General features: G+C 57.4%; 18 protein-coding genes. 8 read left to right on the top strand and 10 right to left on the bottom strand.

The genetic code is table 11. From position 1 onward, the window contains the following. Positions 1–15: 15 nt before the first annotated feature. Positions 16–939, top strand: coding sequence for a glucokinase (locus tag PG871_RS06155; RefSeq protein ID WP_270727257.1), 924 nt, complete (start codon positions 16–18; stop codon positions 937–939). Between the two features lie 89 nt (positions 940–1,028). Continuing rightward, the gene (locus PG871_RS06150; protein WP_270727255.1) at positions 1,029–2,225 is read left to right on the top strand and encodes an NADH:flavin oxidoreductase/NADH oxidase family protein; all 1,197 of its coding nucleotides are present in this window, start codon (positions 1,029–1,031) and stop codon (positions 2,223–2,225) included. 98 nt (positions 2,226–2,323) lie between these two features. On the opposite strand, the gene katG is transcribed toward PG871_RS06150, so the two are convergent. Next, complete coding sequence (katG, locus tag PG871_RS06145) at positions 2,324–4,507, bottom strand: catalase/peroxidase HPI (RefSeq protein ID WP_270727253.1); 2,184 nt, start codon at positions 4,505–4,507, stop codon at positions 2,324–2,326. A 109-nt stretch (positions 4,508–4,616) separates the two neighbouring features. Here katG and PG871_RS06140 point away from each other — a divergent pair, with 109 nt between their 5' ends. Next, positions 4,617–5,528 (top strand): LysR substrate-binding domain-containing protein, encoded by a 912-nt coding sequence (locus PG871_RS06140; protein WP_270727250.1) that lies wholly within the window; start codon positions 4,617–4,619, stop codon positions 5,526–5,528. Positions 5,529–5,702: 174 nt separating this feature from the next. Here PG871_RS06140 and PG871_RS06135 read toward each other — a convergent pair whose 3' ends face one another. The 9 genes from PG871_RS06135 to PG871_RS06095 form a co-directional block, all read right to left on the bottom strand. Further along, a complete protein-coding gene (locus PG871_RS06135) occupies positions 5,703–8,837 on the bottom strand; it encodes an efflux RND transporter permease subunit (protein WP_270727248.1) in 3,135 nt (1,044 codons plus the stop codon). Positions 8,838–8,840: 3 nt separating this feature from the next. Next, positions 8,841–9,977, bottom strand: coding sequence for an efflux RND transporter periplasmic adaptor subunit (locus PG871_RS06130; protein WP_270727244.1), 1,137 nt, complete (start codon positions 9,975–9,977; stop codon positions 8,841–8,843). A gap of 150 nt (positions 9,978–10,127) precedes the next feature. Beyond that, complete coding sequence (locus tag PG871_RS06125; RefSeq protein WP_270727239.1) at positions 10,128–10,520, bottom strand: Na+/H+ antiporter subunit G; 393 nt, start codon at positions 10,518–10,520, stop codon at positions 10,128–10,130. A gap of 10 nt (positions 10,521–10,530) precedes the next feature. Then, positions 10,531–10,800, bottom strand: a complete 270-nt coding sequence (locus tag PG871_RS06120; protein ID WP_270727236.1) for a K+/H+ antiporter subunit F — start codon at positions 10,798–10,800, stop codon at positions 10,531–10,533. Then, entirely contained in the window at positions 10,800–11,288 is a 489-nt protein-coding gene (locus PG871_RS06115; RefSeq protein WP_270727232.1) for a Na+/H+ antiporter subunit E, read from the bottom strand. Before PG871_RS06115 ends, PG871_RS06120 begins: the two co-directional genes overlap by 1 nt. After that, positions 11,285–12,808: a monovalent cation/H+ antiporter subunit D gene (locus PG871_RS06110; RefSeq protein ID WP_270727231.1), complete on the bottom strand. Its 1,524-nt coding sequence runs from the start codon at positions 12,806–12,808 to the stop codon at positions 11,285–11,287. The genes PG871_RS06115 and PG871_RS06110 overlap by 4 nt, the downstream gene beginning before the upstream one ends. Then, positions 12,805–13,179: a Na+/H+ antiporter subunit C gene (locus PG871_RS06105; RefSeq protein WP_270727227.1), complete on the bottom strand. Its 375-nt coding sequence runs from the start codon at positions 13,177–13,179 to the stop codon at positions 12,805–12,807. Before PG871_RS06105 ends, PG871_RS06110 begins: the two co-directional genes overlap by 4 nt. A gap of 1 nt (position 13,180) precedes the next feature. Continuing rightward, on the bottom strand, positions 13,181–16,045 hold the full coding sequence (locus PG871_RS06100; protein ID WP_270727224.1) for a monovalent cation/H+ antiporter subunit A: 2,865 nt from the start codon (positions 16,043–16,045) through the stop codon (positions 13,181–13,183). 194 nt (positions 16,046–16,239) lie between these two features. Beyond that, complete coding sequence (locus PG871_RS06095; RefSeq protein WP_270727220.1) at positions 16,240–17,019, bottom strand: 23S rRNA (adenine(2030)-N(6))-methyltransferase RlmJ; 780 nt, start codon at positions 17,017–17,019, stop codon at positions 16,240–16,242. 239 nt (positions 17,020–17,258) lie between these two features. Here PG871_RS06095 and PG871_RS06090 point away from each other — a divergent pair, with 239 nt between their 5' ends. The 5 genes from PG871_RS06090 to rodA all read left to right on the top strand — a co-directional run bounded on the left by PG871_RS06090 (position 17,259) and on the right by rodA (position 22,900). Then, on the top strand, positions 17,259–18,299 hold the full coding sequence (locus PG871_RS06090) for a rod shape-determining protein (protein WP_270727217.1): 1,041 nt from the start codon (positions 17,259–17,261) through the stop codon (positions 18,297–18,299). Between the two features lie 94 nt (positions 18,300–18,393). Beyond that, a complete protein-coding gene (mreC, locus tag PG871_RS06085; protein WP_270727215.1) occupies positions 18,394–19,287 on the top strand; it encodes a rod shape-determining protein MreC in 894 nt (297 codons plus the stop codon). After that, positions 19,268–19,813 carry a rod shape-determining protein MreD gene (locus tag PG871_RS06080; RefSeq protein WP_270727212.1) on the top strand — a complete coding sequence of 182 codons (546 nt, stop codon included), beginning with the start codon at positions 19,268–19,270 and terminating at the stop codon, positions 19,811–19,813. The genes mreC and PG871_RS06080 overlap by 20 nt, the downstream gene beginning before the upstream one ends. After that, positions 19,813–21,756, top strand: a complete 1,944-nt coding sequence (gene mrdA / locus PG871_RS06075; protein ID WP_270727210.1) for a penicillin-binding protein 2 — start codon at positions 19,813–19,815, stop codon at positions 21,754–21,756. Before PG871_RS06080 ends, mrdA begins: the two co-directional genes overlap by 1 nt. Before the next feature lie 4 nt (positions 21,757–21,760). After that, complete coding sequence (rodA, locus tag PG871_RS06070) at positions 21,761–22,900, top strand: rod shape-determining protein RodA (protein ID WP_270727208.1); 1,140 nt, start codon at positions 21,761–21,763, stop codon at positions 22,898–22,900. Positions 22,901–23,101 lie beyond the last annotated feature (201 nt).

Genomic DNA, 23,101 nt, shown 5'->3' with positions numbered 1-23,101 from the left:
AAAGGTTGCGGGCGCATGACATATTTGGTCAGCGACATCGGGGGCACAAACACACGTCTGGCTTTGGCCGACAGTGACGGCGTCAAAGCCGGCACCCTTATGCGCGCCCGCAACAACGATTACGCCAGCTTTGACGAGGTGCTAGAAGATTACCTGTCCAAGCACGACACCGGCGATGTCGATGGTGTCTGTGTTGCCATTGCTGGCCCGGTTCAAGGCACAACCGGCCAACTTACCAACCGCAACTGGACCCTCAAAGCCGGCAGTTTTGGCGCCCAGTGCGGCGCCGCAAGGGCCGCTTTGATCAACGATTTGACCGCGCTGGGATTTGCGCTGTCCCGAAACACGCCGGAATACCTTTACGGCGCGCTCGATGGTCCCAGAAACGGCCAGGCTCTGGTGGTTGGTATGGGCACAGGCTTCAACGTCAGCCCCACCAAACGCAGCCTCGCTGGTGTGACCGTCGCGATGGAGGCCGAACTTGGCCACGCCGAATTGCCCTTTTCAGTGGCGATGATGTTGCGTGATGATTTGGGCGATGATGCTACCGAATTTCAGACTTACGAAGACATCTTCTGCGGCCCCGGTCTTGAGCGGTTGCACACCGTCATCAGCGGCAAATCGCTTGGCGGCGCCGAGATTATGACAAACTTTGCGACCGGCGACGGTGACGCGCAACGCACTGTGCGCCTATTTGCCCGCACTTTGGGCAGCCTCACCCGCGCGATGATGCACCAATACATGCCCCGCGACGGCATCGCCTTCGCCGGCAGCGCGTCCCGAGGTGTCCTCAGCTCCGATGCCTTTGGCGATTTCATCACCAGCCTGACAGCCGACGGCCCTGGTATTGTCGACACCAAGAGTTTCCCACTCGGCATGATCACCGACGACGCCGCCGCCCTCGAAGGCTGCCGCCAGTATTTGGTTCAAACGGGTTAGCCGAGCCTCACCTACGCAACATGCCCTGCCCCAGTTGATACACCGCCCGTTTTGCGGGATGGTCCGCGTAAAGCGGATCGGAGCGAGACATGGACACGCAAGACAAATTGTTTGCCCCCCTGAGACTGCCCTGCGGCGTGGTCCTTAAGAACCGGATCGCGAAATCAGCTATGTCGGATTCACTGGGCGACGGCTCCGGCCACCCGACCCAAACCCAGATCAATCTCTATCAACGCTGGGCCCAAGGCGGGTTGGGCCTGTCGATCATCGGCGAAGTACAGGGATCACCCGACTTTGCGGAAAAACCCGGAAATCTGGTTTTGAACGGCAAGGCAGACCTCACCCTGTTCCGCGAACTGGCCATCAAGGGCGGCGAAAACGGCAGCCATCTTTGGCTGCAACTCGGCCATGGCGGGGCCTTGGCCTACGCGCCAACCAGCGCCCCACAAGGCCCGAGCGCGCTTGATCTGCCAGGCCTAACGTGTTCGGAAATGCCATTGGATGTTGTGCGCAATGTTCCGGCGAATTTCGCCCGCACCGCCCAATTGGCCCAAGACGCAGGCTTTGGAGGCGTTCAAATCCACGCCGCCCACGGCTTTTTGCTCAGCCAGTTTTTGTCACCACTGTTTAACAAGCGACGCGACGAATACGGCGGTCCTATCGAAAACCGAATGCGGTTGTTGATCGAAACGATAGACGCTGTTCGCGCCGCCGTCGGCCCCGAATTCCCCATCGCGGTAAAGCTCAATTCCTCGGACCAACTCGAAGGCGGCTTTGCCGAAGACGACGCCCACAAAGTGGTCGCCGCGCTGGACACGACGTCTGTCGATCTGATCGACATCAGCGGTGGCACCTATTTTCCCGGCGCCAAATCCGCCTCTGATGCTGCCGGCGGCGGCCCCTACTTTCTCGAATTTGCAAAGCGGGCTCGCGCCGCAACAACTGTACCGCTTATGCTGACAGGAGGTTTCAAAACCTTTGCCCAAGCACAGGCAGCCTTGGCCGAAGGCATCGTGGATATCGTTGGACTAGCGCGAGCGCTGGCTCTTGAGCCGTCGCTGCCCGACTTGTGGCGCGCGAACAAAGCTCTAACGCCTGTCTTTCCAAGATTTTCGGAAGCGCCGGAGGGTGGCATCACTGCATGGTACACGATGCGCCTGACCACGATCGGCACCGATACACTTGCACCGGATTTCGGCGATCTGGATCCGGCAATAACGGCCTACGAGGCACGCGACAAAGCACGCACCGACATATGGCTCAAGCATTTTGGCCGTCCTGATTGAGCCAGAAACCTAACCAATACACCGACGTAGAAAACATGTTTCAGACAGAAAAAAGGCGCGACCGAAGCCGCGCCTTTCCTGTCCTCACGCGCGTCTGATCAGCTCAGATCAAAGCGGTCCGCATCCATAACTTTGCACCAAGCGGCGACAAAATCCGCGACCAGTTTGGCCTCGCCATCCGCTTGACCATAGACCTCCGACAACGCCCGCAAATGCGCGTTGGAGCCAAACACCAGATCAACCCGTGTTGCGGTCCATTTGGCAGCACCACTTGCGCGGTCTTTGCCTTCATAAACGCCCTCGCCCGCATCCGTCCAAGTGGTGCCCATATCAAGCACATTCACAAAGAAGTCGTTGGTCAACTGGCCCACACGATCGGTGAACACACCATGCGCCGTGCCGCCGTGGTTGGCCCCGATCACGCGCAAACCGCCAATCAATGCGGTCAGCTCAGGCGCGGTCAGCGTCAAAAGTTGCGCCTTGTCCAAAAGCAGCTCTTCAGGCGACACCGAATACTGCGCTTTCTGGAAATTGCGGAACCCGTCTGCGGCTGGTTCAAGCACACCAACGCTTTCGACATCCGTCATCTCTTGCGTGGCATCACCACGGCCAAGCGACACCGGGACCGAAACATCATGGCCCGCATCCAACGCAGCTTTTTCAACACCGGCAGCGCCCGCAATCACGATCAGATCCGCCGTGCTCACCGGCTTGCCAAAGGCGGCTTTTACGTCGTCCAGCTTACCCAGAACTCGTGCCAGTTCCGCAGGTTCGTTTGCAGCCCAGTCCTTCATCGGCGCAAGGCGCACGCGCGCACCATTGGCCCCACCGCGCATGTCGCTGCCACGGAAAGATGATGCTGACGCCCAGGCTGTTTTGACCAGATCGCTCACCGACAGACCCGATGCCATCACAGCCGCCTTAAGTGCGGCCACGTCATCCTCGGACAAATCTGTCTCAGATGCAGGGATAACATCCTGCCACAACAGTTCTTCACCCGGCACTTCGTCGCCAAGATAGCGCGCACGCGGTCCCATATCGCGGTGGGTCAGCTTGAACCACGCGCGGGCAAACGCATCCTGGAACTCCGCAGGGTTCTCATGGAACCGCTTGGAGATCGCGCCATAAACCGGGTCAAGACGCATCGCCATGTCGGCGGTGGTCATCATGGTCTTCACTTTCTGGCTGGCGTCATGTGCAGCAGGCGCCATGTCATCCTCAGTCGGCTCAACGGGTTCCCAGATCCACGCGCCCGCAGGGCTCTTGGTCAGGTTCCATTCATAACCGAACAGCAGATCGAAATAGCCGTTGTCCCACTGCGTCGGGTTCGCCGTCCATGCACCTTCGATGCCGGACGTTGTGGTGTCGCCACCCTTGCCTGTGCCATGCGCGTTGATCCAGCCAAGGCCCATCTCTTCAATGCCCGCAGCTTCCGGCTCGGGACCGACCAGCGTTGGATCGCCTGCGCCGTGTGCCTTACCAAACGTATGGCCACCAGCAACAAGCGCGACAGTTTCCTCGTCGTTCATCGCCATGCGCGCAAACGTGTCGCGAATGTCACGACCGGAGGCCAGAACATCCGGCTCCCCATCAGGGCCTTCAGGGTTCACATAGATCAAACCCATCTGCACAGCGGCCAATGGATTTTCCATTTCGCGATCACCGGAATACCGCGTGCCTTCGGCGTCCGAGGTCGCGAGCCATTCGCTTTCCGCACCCCAATACACGTCTTCTTCGGGTTCCCATGTGTCCGGACGTCCACCGGCAAAGCCAAAGGTTTTGCCGCCCATGCTTTCGATGGCACAGTTGCCCGCAAGGATCATCAGATCGGCCCAGCTGATCTGGTTGCCGTATTTCTGTTTGACCGGCCACAGCAGACGACGGGCTTTGTCGAGATTGCCGTTGTCAGGCCAGCTGTTGAGAGGCGCAAACCGTTGCTGACCCGTGCCACCACCACCGCGGCCATCCGCTGTGCGATATGTGCCAGCGCTGTGCCACGCCATGCGGATGAACAGGCCGCCATAGTGGCCGTAATCCGCAGGCCACCAGTCCTGGCTGTCGGTCATCAAAGCATAGAGATCATCCTTGAGCGCCTTAAGGTCCAACTTGGCAAACTCTTCGGCATAGTCAAACGCGCCGCCCATCGGATCAGACTTGGCTGAATTCTGATGCAGGATGCGAAGGTTCAGCTGATTTGGCCACCAGTCACGGTTGCTCTTTGCGCCTTGGCTTACAGCACCGTGCATTACGGGGCAGCCGCCTGATTTCATATCTCCGTCCATAGGATCCTCCTGAGGAAAAGTGGTGTAACGCGATTCTCTGGAATTATTCTAACAAGGGATTTTCATTATCAGAAGTTGCATTTTCTGATTATATTGATAGGAACTTCCTATGAATAATCTAACCCTTCGCCAACTCCGCTATTTCGATGCCCTTGCCGAACACGGCCATTTTGGCCGCGCTGCGGACGCATGTTCGGTTTCCCAACCTGCGCTCTCGGTTCAGATCAAAGACCTCGAGGAAAGCTTAGGCGCGCCTTTGATAGAACGCACCACACGACGACTGCGCCTCACGGCTTTCGGCGAAGATGTGCTGATCCGCGCGCGTGACATTCTGCGAAGTGTGAATGAATTGGGTGACATGGCCCGCGCCGCCCAATCGGGCCTGTCCGGCCGTTTGCGTCTCGGTGTGATCCCCACCATTGCGCCTTACCTTCTGCCCACACTGTTGCGCGACGTAAAAGCGGCTTTTCCGCAGATGGCCCTTATGGTGCGCGAGACCATGACCGCCAATCTGATATCCGAGTTGCACGCGGGCAGGATCGACACAGCGATTGTCGCACTACCCGTGTCTGAGCCTGCATTCATCGAGGTGCCGTTGTGGTCCGAGGAATTTGTGTTGGTTCGCCCGCAATCGGAGGCCGCGGCCCCCGTGCCAGCGCCAGAAGCTCTTGAGAGGGAACGCCTGCTGCTTTTGGAAGAAGGTCACTGTTTCCGCGATCAGGCGCTGTCCTTCTGCGCGCTGCCCACCGCACGGCCGCATGAGGGGTTGGATGGCTCGTCGCTCTCGACCTTGGTCCAGATGGTTGGCGCGGGCCTCGGTGTGACCGTGATCCCCGAAATGGCTGTGCCTGTGGACACCCCAACCGCCGCTGTCAGCGTCTCACGGTTTTCCGGTGCGCAGCCTGCCCGCACCATTGGCATGATCTGGCGAAAATCGAGCCCACTGGCGTCTCAACTGGATGCGTTGTCCAAAGTCGTTTTGAAAGTCGGACAGGGTTTACCCAAACCGCTACCGACCTAGGATTGGCGTGAATTTCGGCACCTCCGCAAAACCGACGTGATACCGACGCAATACTGACCCCCAAATCATCGCCTTTCGCTGCCGCAGATCAGCATCCCCGGAAGGGGGTTTTGGCCCCCATTCCGGTGATGTCTTGCAACAGTCAACCCGCCACCTTTTGTCAGAAAACCCGCCTTAGGCCTCTGTGGCTGCGTCGCCTTTGCCGATGCCTTTGACCCATTCGCGCAAAGACTGCAGCAGCACATAAAGCACAGGTACCAGCACCACGCCGACCACGGTCGCGGCCAACATGCCGCCAAACACAGCCACGCCAATCGCCTTCTGACTGGCGGCCCCCGCGCCGCTCGCCGCCAACAGAGGCACAACCCCCAGCAGGAACGACAAGGCCGTCATCATCACCGCTCGGAATCGCTGCCCCGCAGCCTCCAACGCCGCCTCGCGGATCGACAAGCCAGCAGCCCGCCTTTCCATGGCAAATTCCACAATCAGAATTGCGTTTTTGGACGCCAGTCCAATCAGCATTATCATCCCGATCTGTGTATAGAGGTTCACATCACCTCCAGACAGAAGCACCGCCGCCAAAGCCCCAAACAGCGCGACCGTGACCGACAACAAAATGCCAATCGGCATCGTCCAGCTTTCGTATTGCGCCACTAGGAACAAATAGCCAAAGGTCACCGCCAGAAGCAGGATCACGATAACCATCCCACCCGCAGATTGCTGCTGCAATGCTGTGCCGGTCCACTCATAGGCATAGCCCGGCGGCAAAGCTGTCGCGACTTCTTCCTCAAGGACACGGATAGCGTCACCAGTGGACAATCCCTCGGCAGGCACAGCGGTCACCGTGGCCGCGCGGAACATGTTGAACCGGTTCAACGCAACCGGTCCAAGTTCATTGCGCACATCAATGATGGTACCCAATGGAACCATGTCACCGCTTTGCGAGCGCACATAAAGCGCATTGAGGTCTTCGACATTGTTGCGATAGTCCCCGTCCGCCTGAATCATCACACGATAAACACGGCCAAACAGGTTGAAATCATTCACATAAAACGACCCCATATAGGCCTGCAATGTGATGAACACATCCGAGATCGACACGTTCAGAGACTTGGTTTTTTCGCGATCCAGGTCGACAAACACCTTGGGCACATTGGCACGGAAGGTCGAATAGGACTGTGACAACTCCTCACGTTGGTTTGCCGCATAAACCAGCGAGCCAATCGCACTGGCGAGCTCCTGTGCGGACCCGCCGCCGGTTTGCTGTACCTTCATCTCCACACCCGCGCTCAGGCCAAGGCCTGAGATCGGGGGCGGGTTAAAGGCGATGACACTTGCCGAAATTTCCTGATTGGCGAGGCCATAGACCTGCCTCAAAATACCATCTGCACTCAGTTCATCAGTCTGGCGGTCGTCCCACGGGTCCAGGTTGAGAATGATCATCGCCCCGTTGGAGCCCGCACCATTCATCAGGCTGAAGCCGTTCACATTGACCGACCCCGCGACACCCGGGATATCCAGCAGCTGTGCGTTCAATCGCTCTGTTACGGCTTCCGTACGCTCCAAAGATGCAGCGTCAGGAAGTTGCACGTCGACAAACAAGGCGCCGTTGTCTTCGAGCGGAATGAATCCCGCCGGAATTTTGTTCAACAATGTACCTGAACTCACCCCCATCGCCGCAAGGATCACCAACGCAAGTACGGGTAGCCGCACCAAGCGTTTAACGATCCCAACATAGACGCTCCGCGAGCTGTCCACGCCCCGTTCAAATACGGCCAGCACCCCTTTGGGGCCACCCTCTTTGCGCGGCTTAAGGATCAGCGAGCACAGCGCCGGAGACAGCGTTAAAGCGTTGATTGACGAAATCACCACAGCGATGGAAATGGTCACGGCAAACTGCGTGAACAGCCGGCCCGAGATGCCGGGCATAAAGGTCACCGGCACAAAAACCGCCAGCAAAACAAGCGTCGTGGCAATGACCGGCCCGGTGATCTGCCCCATCGCTTTGTGGGTAGCCTCAACAGCATTAAGGCCTTCTTCGGCGATGATGCGCTCTACGTTTTCCACAACAACAATCGCGTCATCCACCACGATGCCAATCGCAAGAACCAGCGCAAAGAGCGACACCGTGTTGAGCGACATGCCAAATATCAAAAGGAACGCAAACGCGCCGATCAGGGAAACCGGAATGGCCACCGCCGGAATAATCGTCGCCCGCCAACTTCCTAGGAATACGAACACAACCGAGATCACCAGAATGAAGGTCAAAATCAGGGTTGAGATGACATCGCTCAGGGATTGTTCCACAAAAAGTGTGGAGTCATAAGGCACCTGATAGACCACATCATCGGGAAACGCCCGCGAGAGCCGTTCAAGTTCTACCTTAACACCATCAGCCACGGCCAACGCGTTTTCGCCTGGCGCTTGATATATCGCCAAGACAGTCGCTGGCTGCCCGCTGGCACGACCAGAGGCGTTATAATAATTCGCCCCTAATTCCACGCGAGCGACATCGCTTACACGCACCACGCTGCCGGCGTTGCCGGTGCGAAGAATGATGTTTTCGAACTCTTTGACAGACGTCAGACGTCCCTTGGATTTGATGGTATATTGAAACTGCTGACCGCTGGCGATTGGAGGCGTACCGATCTGACCCGCCGAGACTTCGAGGTTCTGCTCACGTACGGCCGCGATGATGTCGCCGGGCGTCAAGCCAAGTCCGGCCATCCGGTCAGGATCCATCCACATCCGCATCGAATATTCGAAGTTGGTCATCACCTCTGCTTTGCCTACGCCACCGACACGTGCCAGCGCATCCGCTAGATTGATCGACGCATAGTTGGATAGGAACACTTCGTCATAGGTGCCGTTTGGAGATGCCAGAGTGACGATCATCAGCATGTTTGATGATGATTTTTGCGTCACAACGCCTGAGTTGGTGACCTCGGTCGGCAAGCTGGAAGTGGCCTGTGCCACCCGGTTTTGCACGTTAACTGACGCGATGTCCGGGTCGGTGCCGACTTCAAAGGTAATCTGAAGGCTATAGGACCCGGTGTCGGTGCTGTCAGACGACATATAGATCATATCGTCGACGCCGTTGACCTGAGCCTCAATTGGCGCAGCTACGGTGTTTTCCACGGTTTCAGAGTTGGCGCCGGTGTAGTTCGCGCTGACATTCACCACCGGTGGCGTGATGTCGGGAAATTGCTCGACCGGTAGGGCCGTATACCCAATGATGCCCATAAGCGTGAGCACCAATGAAATCACAAAGGACGTCTTGGGACGTCTGATAAAGATTGCTGAGAACACGGATCAGTTCTCCTCTGTCGGAGAACCGGACAACACAGCGTCGACCTCGACGCCCGGGCGAACCCGCTGCAACCCCTCGACGATAACGACTTCACCTTCGCGCAACCCGTCCTCGACCACCACAGCGGCCTCAACCTGTCGGCCCAGTGTGACATATCGTTGTTCCACCGTGCGTTGCTGTCCCACCACCAACACAAAATCGCCGCGCTGATCGCGCTGCACGGAAGCTTGCGGGATCATCAGCACTTTGGAAGGTTGTTGACTTTGGAGGCGGACATTTAGGAACGATCCGTCCACGATCAACCCGCGCTCATTGCCAAATTCAGCGCGGAGCGTGATGGTGCCGGTTGTCGGGTCGATCACGTTGTCGGCAAAGACCACACGACCGATTTCATCCATCTGATCACCGTTGGGAAGAATCGCGATAACGTTGGGCAATTGGTCCGTTGCTTCATGTGCCCCCACCATGTTTTCTTTTTGCTCGATGATATCGACCAGCTGCTTTTCAGTCAGAGCGAACTCAACATGCATGGGTTGGTTGCGGACAAGCGTGATAAGGGGTTCCGAGGTTGGGCCAACCAACTCTCCGACGCTGACAGCTGACTTGCCGACCCGCCCGTCAAACGGGGCATGCACCTCAGTGTAATTAAGATCAAGTTGCGTCTGCTGGATCGCCGCTTTGGCAATAGCCACTTGCGCAATTGCCACCTGATTGTTGGCAAGGGCCACATCTTTGTCAGCCTCAGTCCCCACATCGCGTTCAAACAATTCGGTTTTGCGGACAAGTTCCACTTCGGTCAGCTGCAGATTGGCTTCAGCTTGCGACAGGTCCGCCTGACGGGCGGCAAGATTGGCCTCATAAACCTCAGGTTCGATCTTAAAAAGCGAGTCACCCGCCTCTACAGTGTCACCATCTCTTACAAAAATCTCATCCACGAAGCCCGACACCCGCGCTCGGATGTCGACCTTGTCGATCGCCGCGCCCTTGGCGATGAACGTGACTTCGTCAATCAATTCATCATTGTAAGCGGCTGCCACCGCAACTTTAGGGGCCGCAGCCTCCTGAGCGAAAGTGGCGCTGGCCGACAACGCCGCGATTAAAGCCAAGGTCGGAATACGGGTCGTGGAAAATCTGCGCATATGGGCTGTCCTGACAATCACTTGGGCGACGGTCAAATTGCAAAACTGGCGACTTGACCTCGCTATCGGGACCATCAAACCATGTGTGTGCGCACCAAACAAGCGTGGGCTTGCGTCATAACCGAATTTCCAGCGTACTTGAGCTGTCGATCAGGGTTTGGGTTCGTGGTCGTCCTCATCCGGATAAGACGGCGCATCATCAAAAACCGCCCACCCAAACTCGTGCTCGGGATCCGGCAGGTCTTTTTCAGTAACCTCAGCCTGAATGAATGTCTTGGCGATGAAATGCGCGCTGACGGGGGCCGTTAGAAACAGGAAGAGCGTTATCATCAGCTCATGAAATGACAACGAGCCTTTGATCAAAAAGAAATACAGCATCGACGCCACCAGAACGCCGCCAACGCCAACAGTCGTCGCCTTTGTCGGGGCGTGAAGACGTTGCATCGTGTCCTTGAGCTTTATCAGGCCATAAGACCCAACAAGGCCAAAAACACCCGCCGTCACCAAGCACAGTGAAATGAGGATTTCGATTACCAAGTTCATGCCGCCCCCCTCATTCGATAATGTCGCCGCGCAACACAAAGCGGCAATAAGCAACGGTCGAAACAAACCCCACCATCGCGACCAGCATGGACGCCTCATAGTAGACGGCGGTGCCTTCGTAGATACCGTAAAGAACCAAAAGCGCGATGATGTTGATCACCATTGTATCAAGCGCCAGAATTCTGTCAGCCTGCGTTGGCCCCCGCGTGATCCGCCACAGGTTCAGTAACAGCGCCACCGAAAAACAAAACACCGCAAAGTTCAAAGCCAATCCGATCATCAGAAAATCTCCTCAAGCCGGCGCTCGTAGCGGTTTTTGATCTCGTCCCGCACGGCGTTTGGATCGTCACAATCAAGGCAATGCACCAAAATACTGCGTCCGTCGGCGGACAACATCGACGACACAGTGCCCGGTGTCATCGTTATTGTGCCAGCCAACACCGTAATCGCCTCAGGCGACGTGATATCGAGCGGCACGGTCACCCACCGCGAATGAATGTCCTTGTTGCGTTTGAACAGAATGATCGCGGCAACATGAAAGTTGGCCACGACGATGTCCCACAGAACGACAAGCATGTACTCGATCACACGCAATGGCGATCGCACCCGCGGTTGTCCCGGCCAGTAAGGTGCCGTCAGAGCAGGGACAATGATGCCAAGGATCGAGCCAAGGAGAACATTGCCCAGCGTCACTTTGTTGACCAGCATCAGCCAAACAACAACCAACGTAAGGCTGAAAAGCGGGTGTGGTAGAAGTCGTTTGATCATTTCAAACCCTCCTTGGTCGGCGCGAGGACTGCGTTGATGTATTCACTGCTATCAAACAGCTGTGCAGCGGTCTCCTCAAGGTATCCCGCGACGGGCCCGGCAAACACCGACAATGCCGCCAGCAAGCCAAGCGCCAGCATTGTGGGAACAATCTGCAAAGGCGTGGCCTTACTTGGCATTGCACCTTCGCCACCGGCCTGCGCCGTCGATTTCCAGAAAATGACGCTTCCGGCGCGTGCAAACCCAACGATGGTCACAAGGGAACCCAGCAAAATCACGGCCCATGCCAACGCCATCCACGACTGATCCCGCACGCCGTCCATAACCATCAGCTTGCCAAGAAACCCTGACAACGGCGGCATGCCGGTCATACCAATCGCCGCCGCAAAAAACAGAGCGGCAAGCAGTCCGTTCTGCGCGACCGGACGCTGGGCCGTCAAAGCATCGTTGCCGCGCTGGGTCACCACGAGGTCCGCAAGCAAAAACAGTGCTGCCGCCGAAAACGTGGAATGCAGCAAATAATAAAGCGCAGTGGACATTGCGTAAGGTGTGAAAGCCGCCACCGCCAACATCAGCGTGCCCATTGAGCCCACGACCGAAAATGCCAGCATCGGCATCAGCTTTTTGGCCCCCAACACGCCAAACGCGCCCGCGATCACTGTGATGACAGCGGCAGGCATCACCCAATCGGTCACAACACCTTGGGTCGCGGCCACGTCCGGGCCAAACACAATCGTATAAATCCGGATAATCGAATAGGCACCAACCTTGGTCATGATGGCAAACAAGGCCGCAACGGGTGCCGGCGCATTCGCGTAAGTGCCAGGTAGCCAGAACTGCACAGGAAACAAGGCCGCCTTGATGGCAAAGACAACCAGCAACAACACCGCCGCAACCCGCACCAGCGCCACATCATCCGGTGACATTTCGCGCACCGCGACGGCAAGATCCGCGATATTCAGCGTGCCTGTCGTGGCATAAAGCGTGCCCAGCGCAAACAAGAACAACGTGGATCCGGCAAGGTTCATCACCACGTACTGCAAACCGGCCCGCATCCGTGCACGGCCACCGCTGTGGATCATCAGGCCATAAGAGGCGATCAAGAGCACTTCGAAGAAGACAAACAGGTTAAACGCATCACCCGTCAGAAAGGCGCCGTTGATGCCCATCAACTGGAATTGAAACAAGGCATGGAAATGGCGGCCGCGGTTGTCCCATCCCGTCGCAATCGCGTGCCAAAGCACCACCAGCGACAGCAGAGCCGTCAAAAGAAGCATCACCGCAGACAGGCGATCCAACACCAGAACAATGCCAAAGGGCGCGGGCCAATCCCCAAGAAAATAGACCTGTGTGCCACCACCGGCTTCCAACATGGCCAGACCAATGGCAATGCCCGCCAAAAGCACAGCACCCGTCATGGACGCCACACGCGCCAGGACTATGTCGTGACGCATCACAAACGCCAGCAGCGGCGCCAGCAGCGCTGGCAGGACTACCGGTGCAATGATCCAGTGGTTCATGCGTCCTGCCCCTTCTCTTCCGAAGGCTCATCGCCGTCGTCTTCACCGTCACGGATGTTGATCCGGTCATGGTCAGCTTCCAGATAGGCGCCGAGCGCGATCATCACCAACACGGCTGTCATGCCAAATGAGATCACAATAGCCGTCAGCACCAATGCCTGCGGCAACGGATCGGAATAGGGAACATCCGCGTATTTCTGCCAAATCGGCGGCGCGTCCACCGCGAGGCGACCCGTGGAGAACAGGAACACGTTCACCGCGTAAGAAAGCAGTGAAACGCCAATAATCACCGGAAAGGCCCGCATCCGCAAAATCATGTAGACTCCGCCAGCGGTCAAAACGCCAATTGCGCTTGCAACAAGAACTTCCATGTCACGTTTCCTCCGCTTCGGTCATCTCGGCGTCCGCCGAAGGGTCGTGATCCATGGGATCGATGTTGATGGTTTCACCCGCAAACCGCGCAATCCGGCTGAGGCTGTAAAGCATCAGCATCACTGCGCCCAATACTGCAAGGAACACGCCCAGATCAAAGGCAATGGCAGTGGCCCACTCAAATTCCTCAATCGGGTGCCAATGAATGTAGCCATACGCGCTTGTCAGGAAGGGTTTGCCGGCAAACCATGCTCCGACACCGGTGAAACCGGCAATGACCACCCCCCAGCCCAGCAGCTTGTGGTATTCGACCTTCTGGCGCAATTGCGCCCAAGCGAACCCGGACGCCATGTATTGCATCAGGAAGGCAATCGAAATCACCAACCCCGCGATAAAGCCGCCTCCCGGCTGGTTGTGTCCGCGCAGAAAAATGTAAACCCCGACCAGCATCGCAATCGGCAACATCGCCCGCGTCGCGACCACCATCATCAGCGGGTGACGGTCCCTCGAGCGGTCTTGCGAGTAGTCGCGCGCGCGCAGCCTTTTGGCTGCTGGTCCTCTCAAAAGCGCATCCATCAGCGCATAGATTGTAAGCCCCGCAATCCCCAGGACGATGATCTCGCCATAGGTGTCATAGCCACGGAAATCGACGAGGATCACGTTGACCACATTTGTGCCGCCCCCCCCCGTGTAGGAGTTGGCCAAATGGAACGCCGAGATCGAGTCAAAATCCCGCATCAGGAAGGCCATTGTCAGCGCAGCCACCCCCACGCCTGCGGCAATGGCTATGCCTGCATCGCGGGATCTCAGCGCCATGGAACTTTCACGCGGGCTGGTCTTGGGCATGAAGTGCAGTGCCAGCAGCAACAGCATAATGGTGACGGTCTCGACCGAAATCTGCGTCAACGCGAGGTCCGGTGCCGAGAGATAGACAAAGCCACCCGAGATTGCCAAACCGATCATGCTGATAAACACCAGCGCAAGAAAACGGCGATGGTGGTTCATGACCACAAGCAACGTCGCCACCACCAGAATTGCCCAGCCGATCAGGACCGGGAACGGCACAGGCAACATCTCTCGTGTAGGTGGCGCGATAGGGCCACTGCGAAATGCCATGTAACCCAATACCAGCGTGGCGCTCACGAAAATGGCCAGATAGCGGCTGATGGCGCCATTGTGGGTGATTTCGGATGCCCATTTTGCAAAGCCGACGCATTGCGCGATGACCCAATCAAAAATCACCTTCGCCTCGGGACGCGGCACAGCGAGCCAGATCCGGTTGGCTTGGCCGTGCAACGCATAAAGCACGCCCCCCACAGTAAATGCGATCACCGACATCCATAGCGCAGGGGTAACACCGTGCCAAAGCACGAGATGCGGGTGGGTTTCTTGTCCGGTCACCGCATTGGCGGCGGCCATGACCATGGGCTCTGCCAGATGCGGCATAACACCGAGCAGCACGACAAAAACGGTCAGCAATGCAGGAGCTGCATAAAGGCCGAACGGCGGATCATGCGGTGTTGAAGGGTAGTCATCGCGGACCTTGCCGCCAAAGACATGGAAAATGAAACGGAAGGAATATGCGACCGACAAACACGCGCCGAACGTGGCCAGGACCGGCACAAGCCATGGATTGTTCATCCAAGTCGTATGCGCTGCCTCTTCAAGCATCATTTCCTTGGAAATAAACCCGTTCAACGGAATAGTACCCGCCATCGAGAGCGCGGTGATGGTGCCAATGACCGCCGTGATCGGCATGAGCTTTGCCAAGCCGCCCAAACGTTTGATGTCGCGGGTGTGGGCTTCGTGATCCACAATGCCGGCGGTCATAAAGAGCGCGGCTTTGAACGTCAGATGGTTGATGATGTGAAACACTGCGGCAATTGCAGCGGCCTTGGTGCCAAAGCCAAGCAACATCGTCAAAAGGCCAAGATGGCTGACCGTGGAAAAAGCCAAAAGCGCCTTCAAGTCGTCCTTGAAAAGCGCAATTAACGCGCCAATTACCATCGTCACAAGGCCGGTTGTTGCCACGATATAAAACCACGCCTCAGTCCCCGCCAGTGCAGGCCACATACGGGCCATCAGGAACACACCTGCCTTCACCATCGTGGCAGAATGCAGATAGGCCGACACCGGTGTTGGCGCGGCCATGGCGTGCGGCAGCCAGAAGTGGAAGGGGAACTGCGCCGATTTGGTGAAGGCCCCGATCAGGATCAGGATCAATGCAGGCATGTACCATTCGCTGGCCTTGATCGCGTCACCACCGGCGAGAATATCAGTCAGGTTGTAACTGCCCACGATATTCCCAAGGATCAGCATCCCGGCAATCATCGCCAGCCCGCCTGCGCCGGTAACGGTCAACGCCATGCGGGCCCCTTGCCGACCTTCCGGCAGGTGTTTCCAGAAACCAATCAACAAGAACGAAGACAGGCTGGTTAGCTCCCAAAAAATTAGCAACAACAAGATGTTATCAGACAGAACAATGCCTAGCATCGCCCCCTGAAACAACAAAAGATAGGTATAGAACTGCCCCATTGGATCGGCCGAAGACAAATAAAACCGCGCATAGAGCGTGATCAACAAACCTACTCCGAGGATCATGAAGGCAAACAGCATCCCAAGACCATCCAGAAAGAAACTCACGGACAGGCCAAGCGTCGGCAACCATTCAAACGACGTCTGAATGACCTCGCCCCTCAGAACCGCTGGCGTTTGTGTGCCCAGCAGGATCAAAGCAAGGATCGTAGGAACCGCAGTAAAGCTGGCGCAAGCGTTGCGCCCTGCGCGGATCATCACGCCGGGAACCAGCGCCCCTAGAAATGGTAATAGTGCAATGATCGCCAGCAGACTCGTGCCGTCCGTCATTTAGTGCCTCCCGGGAGCCCCTTTTGGGTCTGCGATATATTTTGTAACATTTGGGTAGATACAGAGCCGATTTGCAAGGCACAATGCGTCCTTTGCATTAAGGCACCCAATTGCGCTCTGGTGCTTGCGGACGCGGCAGTCACTACTTGCAAACCTTAAGCTCCAATGAATGTGCCTTTGTGATCGACACCGCTCTAAAGTGCCGCAAAAAGCTGGTCCAAGCGCTTGCACTCGTCCTCAAGGCCAAAGGGAGCATTCACAAAGAACATTCCGGAACCGACCATGCGGTGACCGTCCCTTGCAGGCGGGAACCGAACCTCGTGGCGCAATGTGTCAGGCAGGTTGCGCGCCAACAGGGCGTCAATCATCGGCACGTGGCTGCCCTCTGTCAGGATCGGATACCAAAGCGCAATCACACCCACATTCCATTTGCGGTTCAACTTGGCGATGCAGGCCGGAATGGTCGCATAGTCGGTTTTGATCTCATAGCTTGGATCAATTAACATCAGGCCTCGTCTAGGCGTGGGCGGGCATACCGCCTGCGCCATCTCAAACCCATCCTGCTGGTACACTTTGGCACCCGACATAAACATCGCCTCGTGTAGTGCCTCACATTCCCGCGGATGCAGCTCGGCAAGGTGCAGACGATCCTCCCGCCGCAACAGCGACGCCGCGAGAACCGGTGATCCGGGATAAGCCGCCGCCCCGTGCTGGTCTCGCACCTTGCTCAGCGCTTTTGCATAAGGATGGTCTGCCCCAAACCAATCCACGACAGCACCGATACCCGCTTCGGCTTCGCCTGTTTTCACGGCCTCGGCGGCGTCAAGGTGATACAGACCCCGCCCGGAATGCGTTTCCAGATAGCTCAGCGGCTTTGGCTTTCGGGTCATATAGTCCAGCGCACACGCTAGCAGAGCATGTTTGTGAACGTCCGCCAGATTTCCGGCGTGATAGATATGTTGGTACGACAGCATGGCGGGCAATTAATCAGAAGCATCGGGGCGCCACAACGACTTTGGGCGGAAAGCCGCGGCCACGCTTGTTCCCCGTTCACGGTTTGTTAGTTTTGACTGGTCCACTCTGACATATCGACGCGGCGAAAACCCGCCAACGGGCCTTCTGGGTCTTTCACATCTGCCAAAGGCTTCATATAAGTGCAGCGCTCGGACTTGGGAGAGTCGCGGGCCGACTGAATTTGAGGGAAAGTAATCACATGCTGGGAAATCTAGGCGGGCTGTTCACCTCTGACATGGCCATTGATTTGGGGACCGCAAACACACTGGTCTATGTCAAAGGAAAAGGCGTCATTCTCAGCGAACCGTCAGTTGTGGCTTATCATGTCAAGGACGGCGTGAAAAAGGTGCTCGCGGTAGGCGAAGACGCCAAGCTTATGCTGGGGCGCACGCCCGGCTCCATTGAGGCCATCCGCCCGATGCGTGACGGCGTGATTGCAGACTTCGACACCGCCGAAGAGATGATCAAACACTTCATCCGCAAAGTGCACAAACGCTCTACTTTCTCAAAGCCCAAGATCATTGTCTGTGTGCCGCATGGCGCAACGCCCGTTGAAAAACGCGCGATCCGTCAATCGGTTCTCTCGGCAGGCGCCCGTCGCGCCGGCCTGATCGCAGAACCAATTGCCGCCGCGATTGGCGCTGGAATGCCGATCACCGACCCCACAGGCAATATGGTTGTCGATATCGGCGGCGGCACCACCGAAGTGGCAGTTCTCTCGCTGGGCGACATCGTTTATGCGCGTTCCGTGCGCGTTGGCGGCGACCGCATGGACGAAGGCATCATCAACTACCTGCGCCGTCAGCAAAACCTGCTCGTTGGCGAAAGCACTGCCGAGCGGATCAAAACCTCCATCGGGACAGCCCGCATGCCTGACGACGGGCGTGGGGCATCTATGCAAATTCGCGGACGCGATTTGCTGAATGGGGTTCCAAAGGAGACCGAGATTTCTCAGGCACAAGTTGCCGAAGCGCTTGCTGAACCTGTGCAGCAGATTTGCGAGGCTGTTATGACCGCGCTGGAGGCCACACCTCCGGATCTGGCCGCGGATATTGTGGACCGCGGTGTTATGTTGACGGGTGGCGGCGCGCTGTTGGGCGAGTTGGATCTGGCGCTGCGTGAGCAGACCGGTTTGGCCGTGTCCATCGCGGACGAGAGCTTGAACTGTGTGGCCATGGGCACCGGCAAAGCCTTGGAATACGAAAAACAGCTGCGTCACGCGATCGATTACGACAGCTAAAGGCCTGACCAATATGTGAGTTTGGTACGCGCGGGTCGCCGTGCTAAACCTTGGGACGGCTTCTGCACACGCAGGTTTCACACACGGGGTCACGTTGGCACGCGAACGCAATCAGGGCGAAGATTTTGGCGGCCCGCTCAAGCGGTTGCTTCTGGGTGTGCTTCTGCTCGCGCTGTTCGGAATTTTCATCATCTGGCGTATCGACAGCCCGCGTGTGGAACGCTTCCGCGCGCAGATCACCGATGCGGTTGTCCCAAGTTTCGATTGGGCCATGTCGCCTGTCACGGGTGCCGTGAATCTCTTGCGTGATTTTCAAAGCTATCAGCGTATTGTCGAGCAAAACCGCGAACTGCGCCGCGAATTGCAGCAAATGAAAGTTTGGAAAGAGGCCGCGCTGCAGCTGGAGCAGGAAAACGCCCGCCTGTTGGACCTCAACAATGTGCGACTTGACCCGCGCCTCACATTTGTCACCGGCGTGGTCTTAACCGACAGCGGGTCGCCGTTCCGACAATCCGTGCTGCTCAATATTGGCCAGCGTGACGGCATTGTGGATGGCTGGGCGGCGATGGACGGCGTGGGGCTTGTGGGACGGATTTCGGGGGTCGGCAACAATTCCGCACGCGTGCTTTTGTTGACGGACACCTCAAGCCGAATTCCCGCAGTGATCCAGCAGTCCGGCCAATCCGTGCTGATCGCGGGCGACAATTCGGTTGCGCCTTTGATTGATTTTATCGAAACACCCGATCTGGTACGTCCCGGCGATCGCGTCGTGACGTCCGGCGACGGGGGCGTATTCCCTGGCGGTTTGCTGATCGGTCAGGTGGCCGTAGACCCGGCAGGCCGTTTGCGCGTGCGGCTTGCTGCAGACTATGAACGCCTCGAGTTCCTTCGAGTACTGCGCCACCACGGGCAGGACAGAATTGACACCCATGGCGCCATTGTGCGGCCAAGTGGCACTCCGCTAACCAATGGTGATCACGATGGCTGAGGGGGTGTTCTCGCGCAAATGGGGCATGCGGCTGGTCTTTTCGCTGCTATGCGTAATCTTTATTCTTCTAAAGCTTACCCCCTTCAGCACTGCGCCCCAATTGTGGTCGGGACCCGATCTGATGGTTGTGTTGTGCTTAGCATGGGCAGTACGTCAACCGGACTATACGCCGCCTTTGCTCGTGGCTCTGGTGTTTTTGTTGGCGGACTTTTTATTCCTGCGCCCTCCCGGGCTCGGCGCCTTTATGATGGTGATCGGTGTGGAATTGTTGCGCCGTCGTGCGCCAGCCCTGCGCGACGCCACATTTGTCACCGAATGGGCAACTGTTGCCGCGTTGATGATCCTTATGCCGATCGTTGCGCGTCTGATCTTGATGTTGTTTTTCCTGGACCGCCCATCGCTGGGTTTGACCTTGATTCAAGTCATCATGAACATCGCCATCTATCCTTTTGTGGTATTGCTGTCTCAGACGCTGTTTGGTGTCCGGCGTCAGGCCGCGCGTGATGCCACGCTGGGGGCGGTGTAATGCGCAAAAATCCCGCCGAAAACGCAGAAACCCATGCACGAGTATCCCGCCGCGCCCTGCTTTTGGGCGGCGCGCAGTTATTGTTTATGGGTGGCCTCGGTATGCGCATGCGCCATTTGCAACTGAACCAAGCTGATCAGTTCCGGCTCTTGGCCGAAGAGAACAGGATCAACATCCGACTAATTCCACCTGCGCGGGGCGAGATATTTGATCGTCACGGGGTGGTGCTGGCGCGCAATGAGCCCGCCTACCGCGTCACGCTTGTTCCCGAAGATGCGGGTGACGTTGATGCAGTGATCGAAAAGTTGGCCGCGCTCATCGAACTCGACCCCGGTGAACTTGACGCGGCGGCGACAGAAATGCGGCGCTCGCCACCGTTTTTACCTGTGACCGTCGCGGACCGCATATCATGGGAAGAACTGTCCCGCGTCGCTGTGAACGCGCCTGCCTTGCCCGGCATTACACCCGAAGTCGGCCTGTCCCGCTTTTACCCGTTGCGCGGCGACTTTGCCCACGTGGTGGGCTATGTCGGCCCGGTGTCAGACTACGACCTGTCCAAGATCGAGAACCCTGATCAACTGTTGCGCATCCCGCGGTTTCAAATTGGCAAAGTTGGTCTTGAAGGCAAGCTGGAGGACTCTCTGCGCGGCAAGGCCGGTACCAAACGCGTTGAAGTCAATGCCGTGGGCCGGGTTATGCGAGAACTCGACCGCCGCGAAGGTCAACAAGGCGACGCGGTGCAATTGACCATCGATCAGGGGCTGCAATCTTATGCACAGGCCCGGCTTGGTGAGGAAAGCGCAACAGCGATCGTTATGGATTGCCGAAGCGGCGACTTGCTCGCCGTTGCCTCTGCTCCGACCTTTGATTCAAACCTGTTTGTGCAAGGCATCTCAGTGGCTGACTACCGCGAGCTGACCGAAAACGATCATCGCCCTCTTGCCGCCAAGTCGGTTCAGGGCACCTATCCCCCCGGTTCAACCTTCAAAATGATCACAGCTTTGGCTGCCCTTGAAGCCGGCATTGCCGGTCCCGATCAAACCGTGTGGTGTCCCGGACATCTCGAAGTTTCAAACCGTCGTTTTCACTGCTGGAAGCGCGCCGGACACGGGCATGTGAACCTTGCACAGGCCCTGCGCGAAAGCTGCGACGTCTACTTCTATGAACTCGCGCTGGAAGTCGGCATCGACAATATTTCCGCCATGGCGGCCAAATTCGGCATAGGCGAAAGGTTCGATTTGCCACTGTCCGGCGTGGCGCGCGGATTGAACCCAAGCCGGGACTGGAAGCGGGAGGCCCGCGGCGCAGATTGGGTTGTGGGCGACACTGTCAACGTCTCTATCGGACAGGGCTTCGTTCTTACGTCACCGCTGCAACTTGCTGTCATGACAGCGCGTTTGGCGACCGGGCTAAATGTCATGCCCAGGTTGGTCAAATCCGTCAATGGCATTGATACCCCTGTCGCGCCTTCCGCAGACATGGGCATCGACCCCGCTTATCTGGACGAGGTCCGGCGCGGCATGTACGCGGTCTCCAACCATCGGCGAGGTACGGCGTATGGCAGCCGCATCATCGAGGACAAATACCGACTGGCGGGCAAAACCGGCACGTCTCAGGTACGCAACATCACCGCAGCGGAACGGGCGCGCGGTGTGACTCGCAACGAAGATTTGCCTTGGAACCGGCGTGATCACGCGCTGTTTGTAAACTTTGCCCCCTATGACGCGCCCGAAATCGCAGTGGCCGTGGTCGTTGAACACGGCGGTGGTGGCTCAACAGCGGCGGCTCCGATCGCGCGCGATATCACCCTGCAGGCGCTCTACGGCGACGCACCGCCGCTAGAAGCCTACCCTGCCAAAGACCGTCAGCGCATCAAAAAGCAGCAGGAAGAAATTCGCACCTTGAAGCCCGGGCGAAGCGTCACCAGAAGGGATCGGGCATAGAGTCATGAGTTATCTCGAGTATTCCGTCAAACATGTGCCAACTGGGCCACGCAAGATCCTACATCTGAACTGGCCCTTGCTGCTGCTGGTCACAGCAGTAGCGAGCGTCGGGTTTTTGATGTTGTATTCTGTGGCAGGTGGCTCATTTTCCCCTTGGGCCGAACCTCAGATGAAGCGCTACGCAATGGGCGTGGTACTCTTATTCATCGTGGCAATGGTGCCGATATGGTTCTGGCGCTCCGTGTCAGGGGCGGTTTACCTCGGCGCCCTCTTGCTTCTCATACTGGTAGAGGTCATCGGCAGCGTCGGAATGGGGGCACAGCGTTGGATCGATCTGGGATTCATGCGTCTTCAACCCAGCGAATTGATGAAAGTCGCACTCGTAATGGCTTTGGCCGCTTACTATGATTGGCTGCCACCCAAAAAGACGTCCCGCCCTCAGTACGTACTGATCCCGGTCTTACTCATTCTCATACCGACCGCCCTTGTTTTACGCCAACCGGACCTTGGCACCGCAATCCTATTGTTGGCTGGCGGCGCCATTGTGATGTTTGCGGCTGGCGTCCACTGGGGATATTTCACCGCTGTATTCGGAATGGGCATGGGCCTTGTTTTTGCGGTTTTCCAATCTCGCGGAACCTCTTGGCAGCTTCTCAAAAATTATCAATACCGCCGCATCGACACCTTCCTTGATCCGGCATCTGATCCTCTGGGTGCGGGTTATCATATCACCCAATCCAAAATCGCACTGGGTTCCGGCGGCTGGACCGGGCGCGGCTTCATGCAAGGCACCCAAAGCCGATTGAACTTTTTGCCGGAAAAGCACACGGATTTCATCTTTACGACCTTGGCTGAGGAGTTCGGCTATATCGGCGCTGTTTCCCTGCTGTCGCTTTATGCCTTGATCATCCTGTTCTGCGTGGCCTCCGCGATCTCCAACCGCGACCGCTATGCGTCGCTTCTCACCATTGGGATCGCCAGCGCATTTTTCTTGTTCTTCGCGGTCAACATGTCGATGGTTATGGGATTGGCGCCCGTTGTTGGCGTGCCGTTGCCATTGGTGAGTTACGGCGGTTCCGCCATGCTGGTCCTCATGTTGGCGTTTGGCCTCGTACAAAGCGCCCACGTCCATCGCCCACGCTAAATTCGCGACGTTTTGCCCCCGCCAATTGCGGCCTCTACACAGTGACTGTTGCACGCCAAATTGCGTCACGGCCCCTATTAGCAGTTCCACAAACCTCAAATCCCAACGATTTCTTCGGTTTTAGGATCACGAAACGGGCTGGCCTGCCCCTTGCGATGCCGCTACCACTTGGCGCAAGTCCGACACACCGAAACAAGGAAA

Source organism: Shimia sp. Alg240-R146 (assembly GCF_947331465.1).
Classification (GTDB): domain Bacteria; phylum Pseudomonadota; class Alphaproteobacteria; order Rhodobacterales; family Rhodobacteraceae; genus Shimia.
This window is presented reverse-complemented; position numbering and strand designations above follow the sequence as displayed.

What these genes read in the sequence shown, in the direction of transcription:
- PG871_RS06105 (WP_270727227.1), bottom strand. Translation starts at nt 13,179, where the DNA reads ATGGAAGTTCTTGTTGCAAGCGCAATTGGCGTTTTGACCGCTGGCGGA.
- mrdA (WP_270727210.1), top strand. Translation starts at nt 19,813, where the DNA reads ATGCGCAAAAATCCCGCCGAAAACGCAGAAACCCATGCACGAGTATCC.
- PG871_RS06140 (WP_270727250.1), top strand. Translation starts at nt 4,617, where the DNA reads ATGAATAATCTAACCCTTCGCCAACTCCGCTATTTCGATGCCCTTGCC.
- PG871_RS06120 (WP_270727236.1), bottom strand. Translation starts at nt 10,800, where the DNA reads ATGATCGGATTGGCTTTGAACTTTGCGGTGTTTTGTTTTTCGGTGGCG.
- PG871_RS06130 (WP_270727244.1), bottom strand. Translation starts at nt 9,977, where the DNA reads ATGCGCAGATTTTCCACGACCCGTATTCCGACCTTGGCTTTAATCGCG.
- PG871_RS06155 (WP_270727257.1), top strand. Translation starts at nt 16, where the DNA reads ATGACATATTTGGTCAGCGACATCGGGGGCACAAACACACGTCTGGCT.
- PG871_RS06080 (WP_270727212.1), top strand. Translation starts at nt 19,268, where the DNA reads ATGGTGATCACGATGGCTGAGGGGGTGTTCTCGCGCAAATGGGGCATG.
- PG871_RS06110 (WP_270727231.1), bottom strand. Translation starts at nt 12,808, where the DNA reads ATGAACCACTGGATCATTGCACCGGTAGTCCTGCCAGCGCTGCTGGCG.
- rodA (WP_270727208.1), top strand. Translation starts at nt 21,761, where the DNA reads ATGAGTTATCTCGAGTATTCCGTCAAACATGTGCCAACTGGGCCACGC.
- PG871_RS06095 (WP_270727220.1), bottom strand. Translation starts at nt 17,019, where the DNA reads ATGCTGTCGTACCAACATATCTATCACGCCGGAAATCTGGCGGACGTT.
- PG871_RS06115 (WP_270727232.1), bottom strand. Translation starts at nt 11,288, where the DNA reads ATGATCAAACGACTTCTACCACACCCGCTTTTCAGCCTTACGTTGGTT.
- katG (WP_270727253.1), bottom strand. Translation starts at nt 4,507, where the DNA reads ATGGACGGAGATATGAAATCAGGCGGCTGCCCCGTAATGCACGGTGCT.
- PG871_RS06150 (WP_270727255.1), top strand. Translation starts at nt 1,029, where the DNA reads ATGGACACGCAAGACAAATTGTTTGCCCCCCTGAGACTGCCCTGCGGC.
- PG871_RS06100 (WP_270727224.1), bottom strand. Translation starts at nt 16,045, where the DNA reads ATGACGGACGGCACGAGTCTGCTGGCGATCATTGCACTATTACCATTT.
- PG871_RS06125 (WP_270727239.1), bottom strand. Translation starts at nt 10,520, where the DNA reads ATGAACTTGGTAATCGAAATCCTCATTTCACTGTGCTTGGTGACGGCG.
- PG871_RS06090 (WP_270727217.1), top strand. Translation starts at nt 17,259, where the DNA reads ATGCTGGGAAATCTAGGCGGGCTGTTCACCTCTGACATGGCCATTGAT.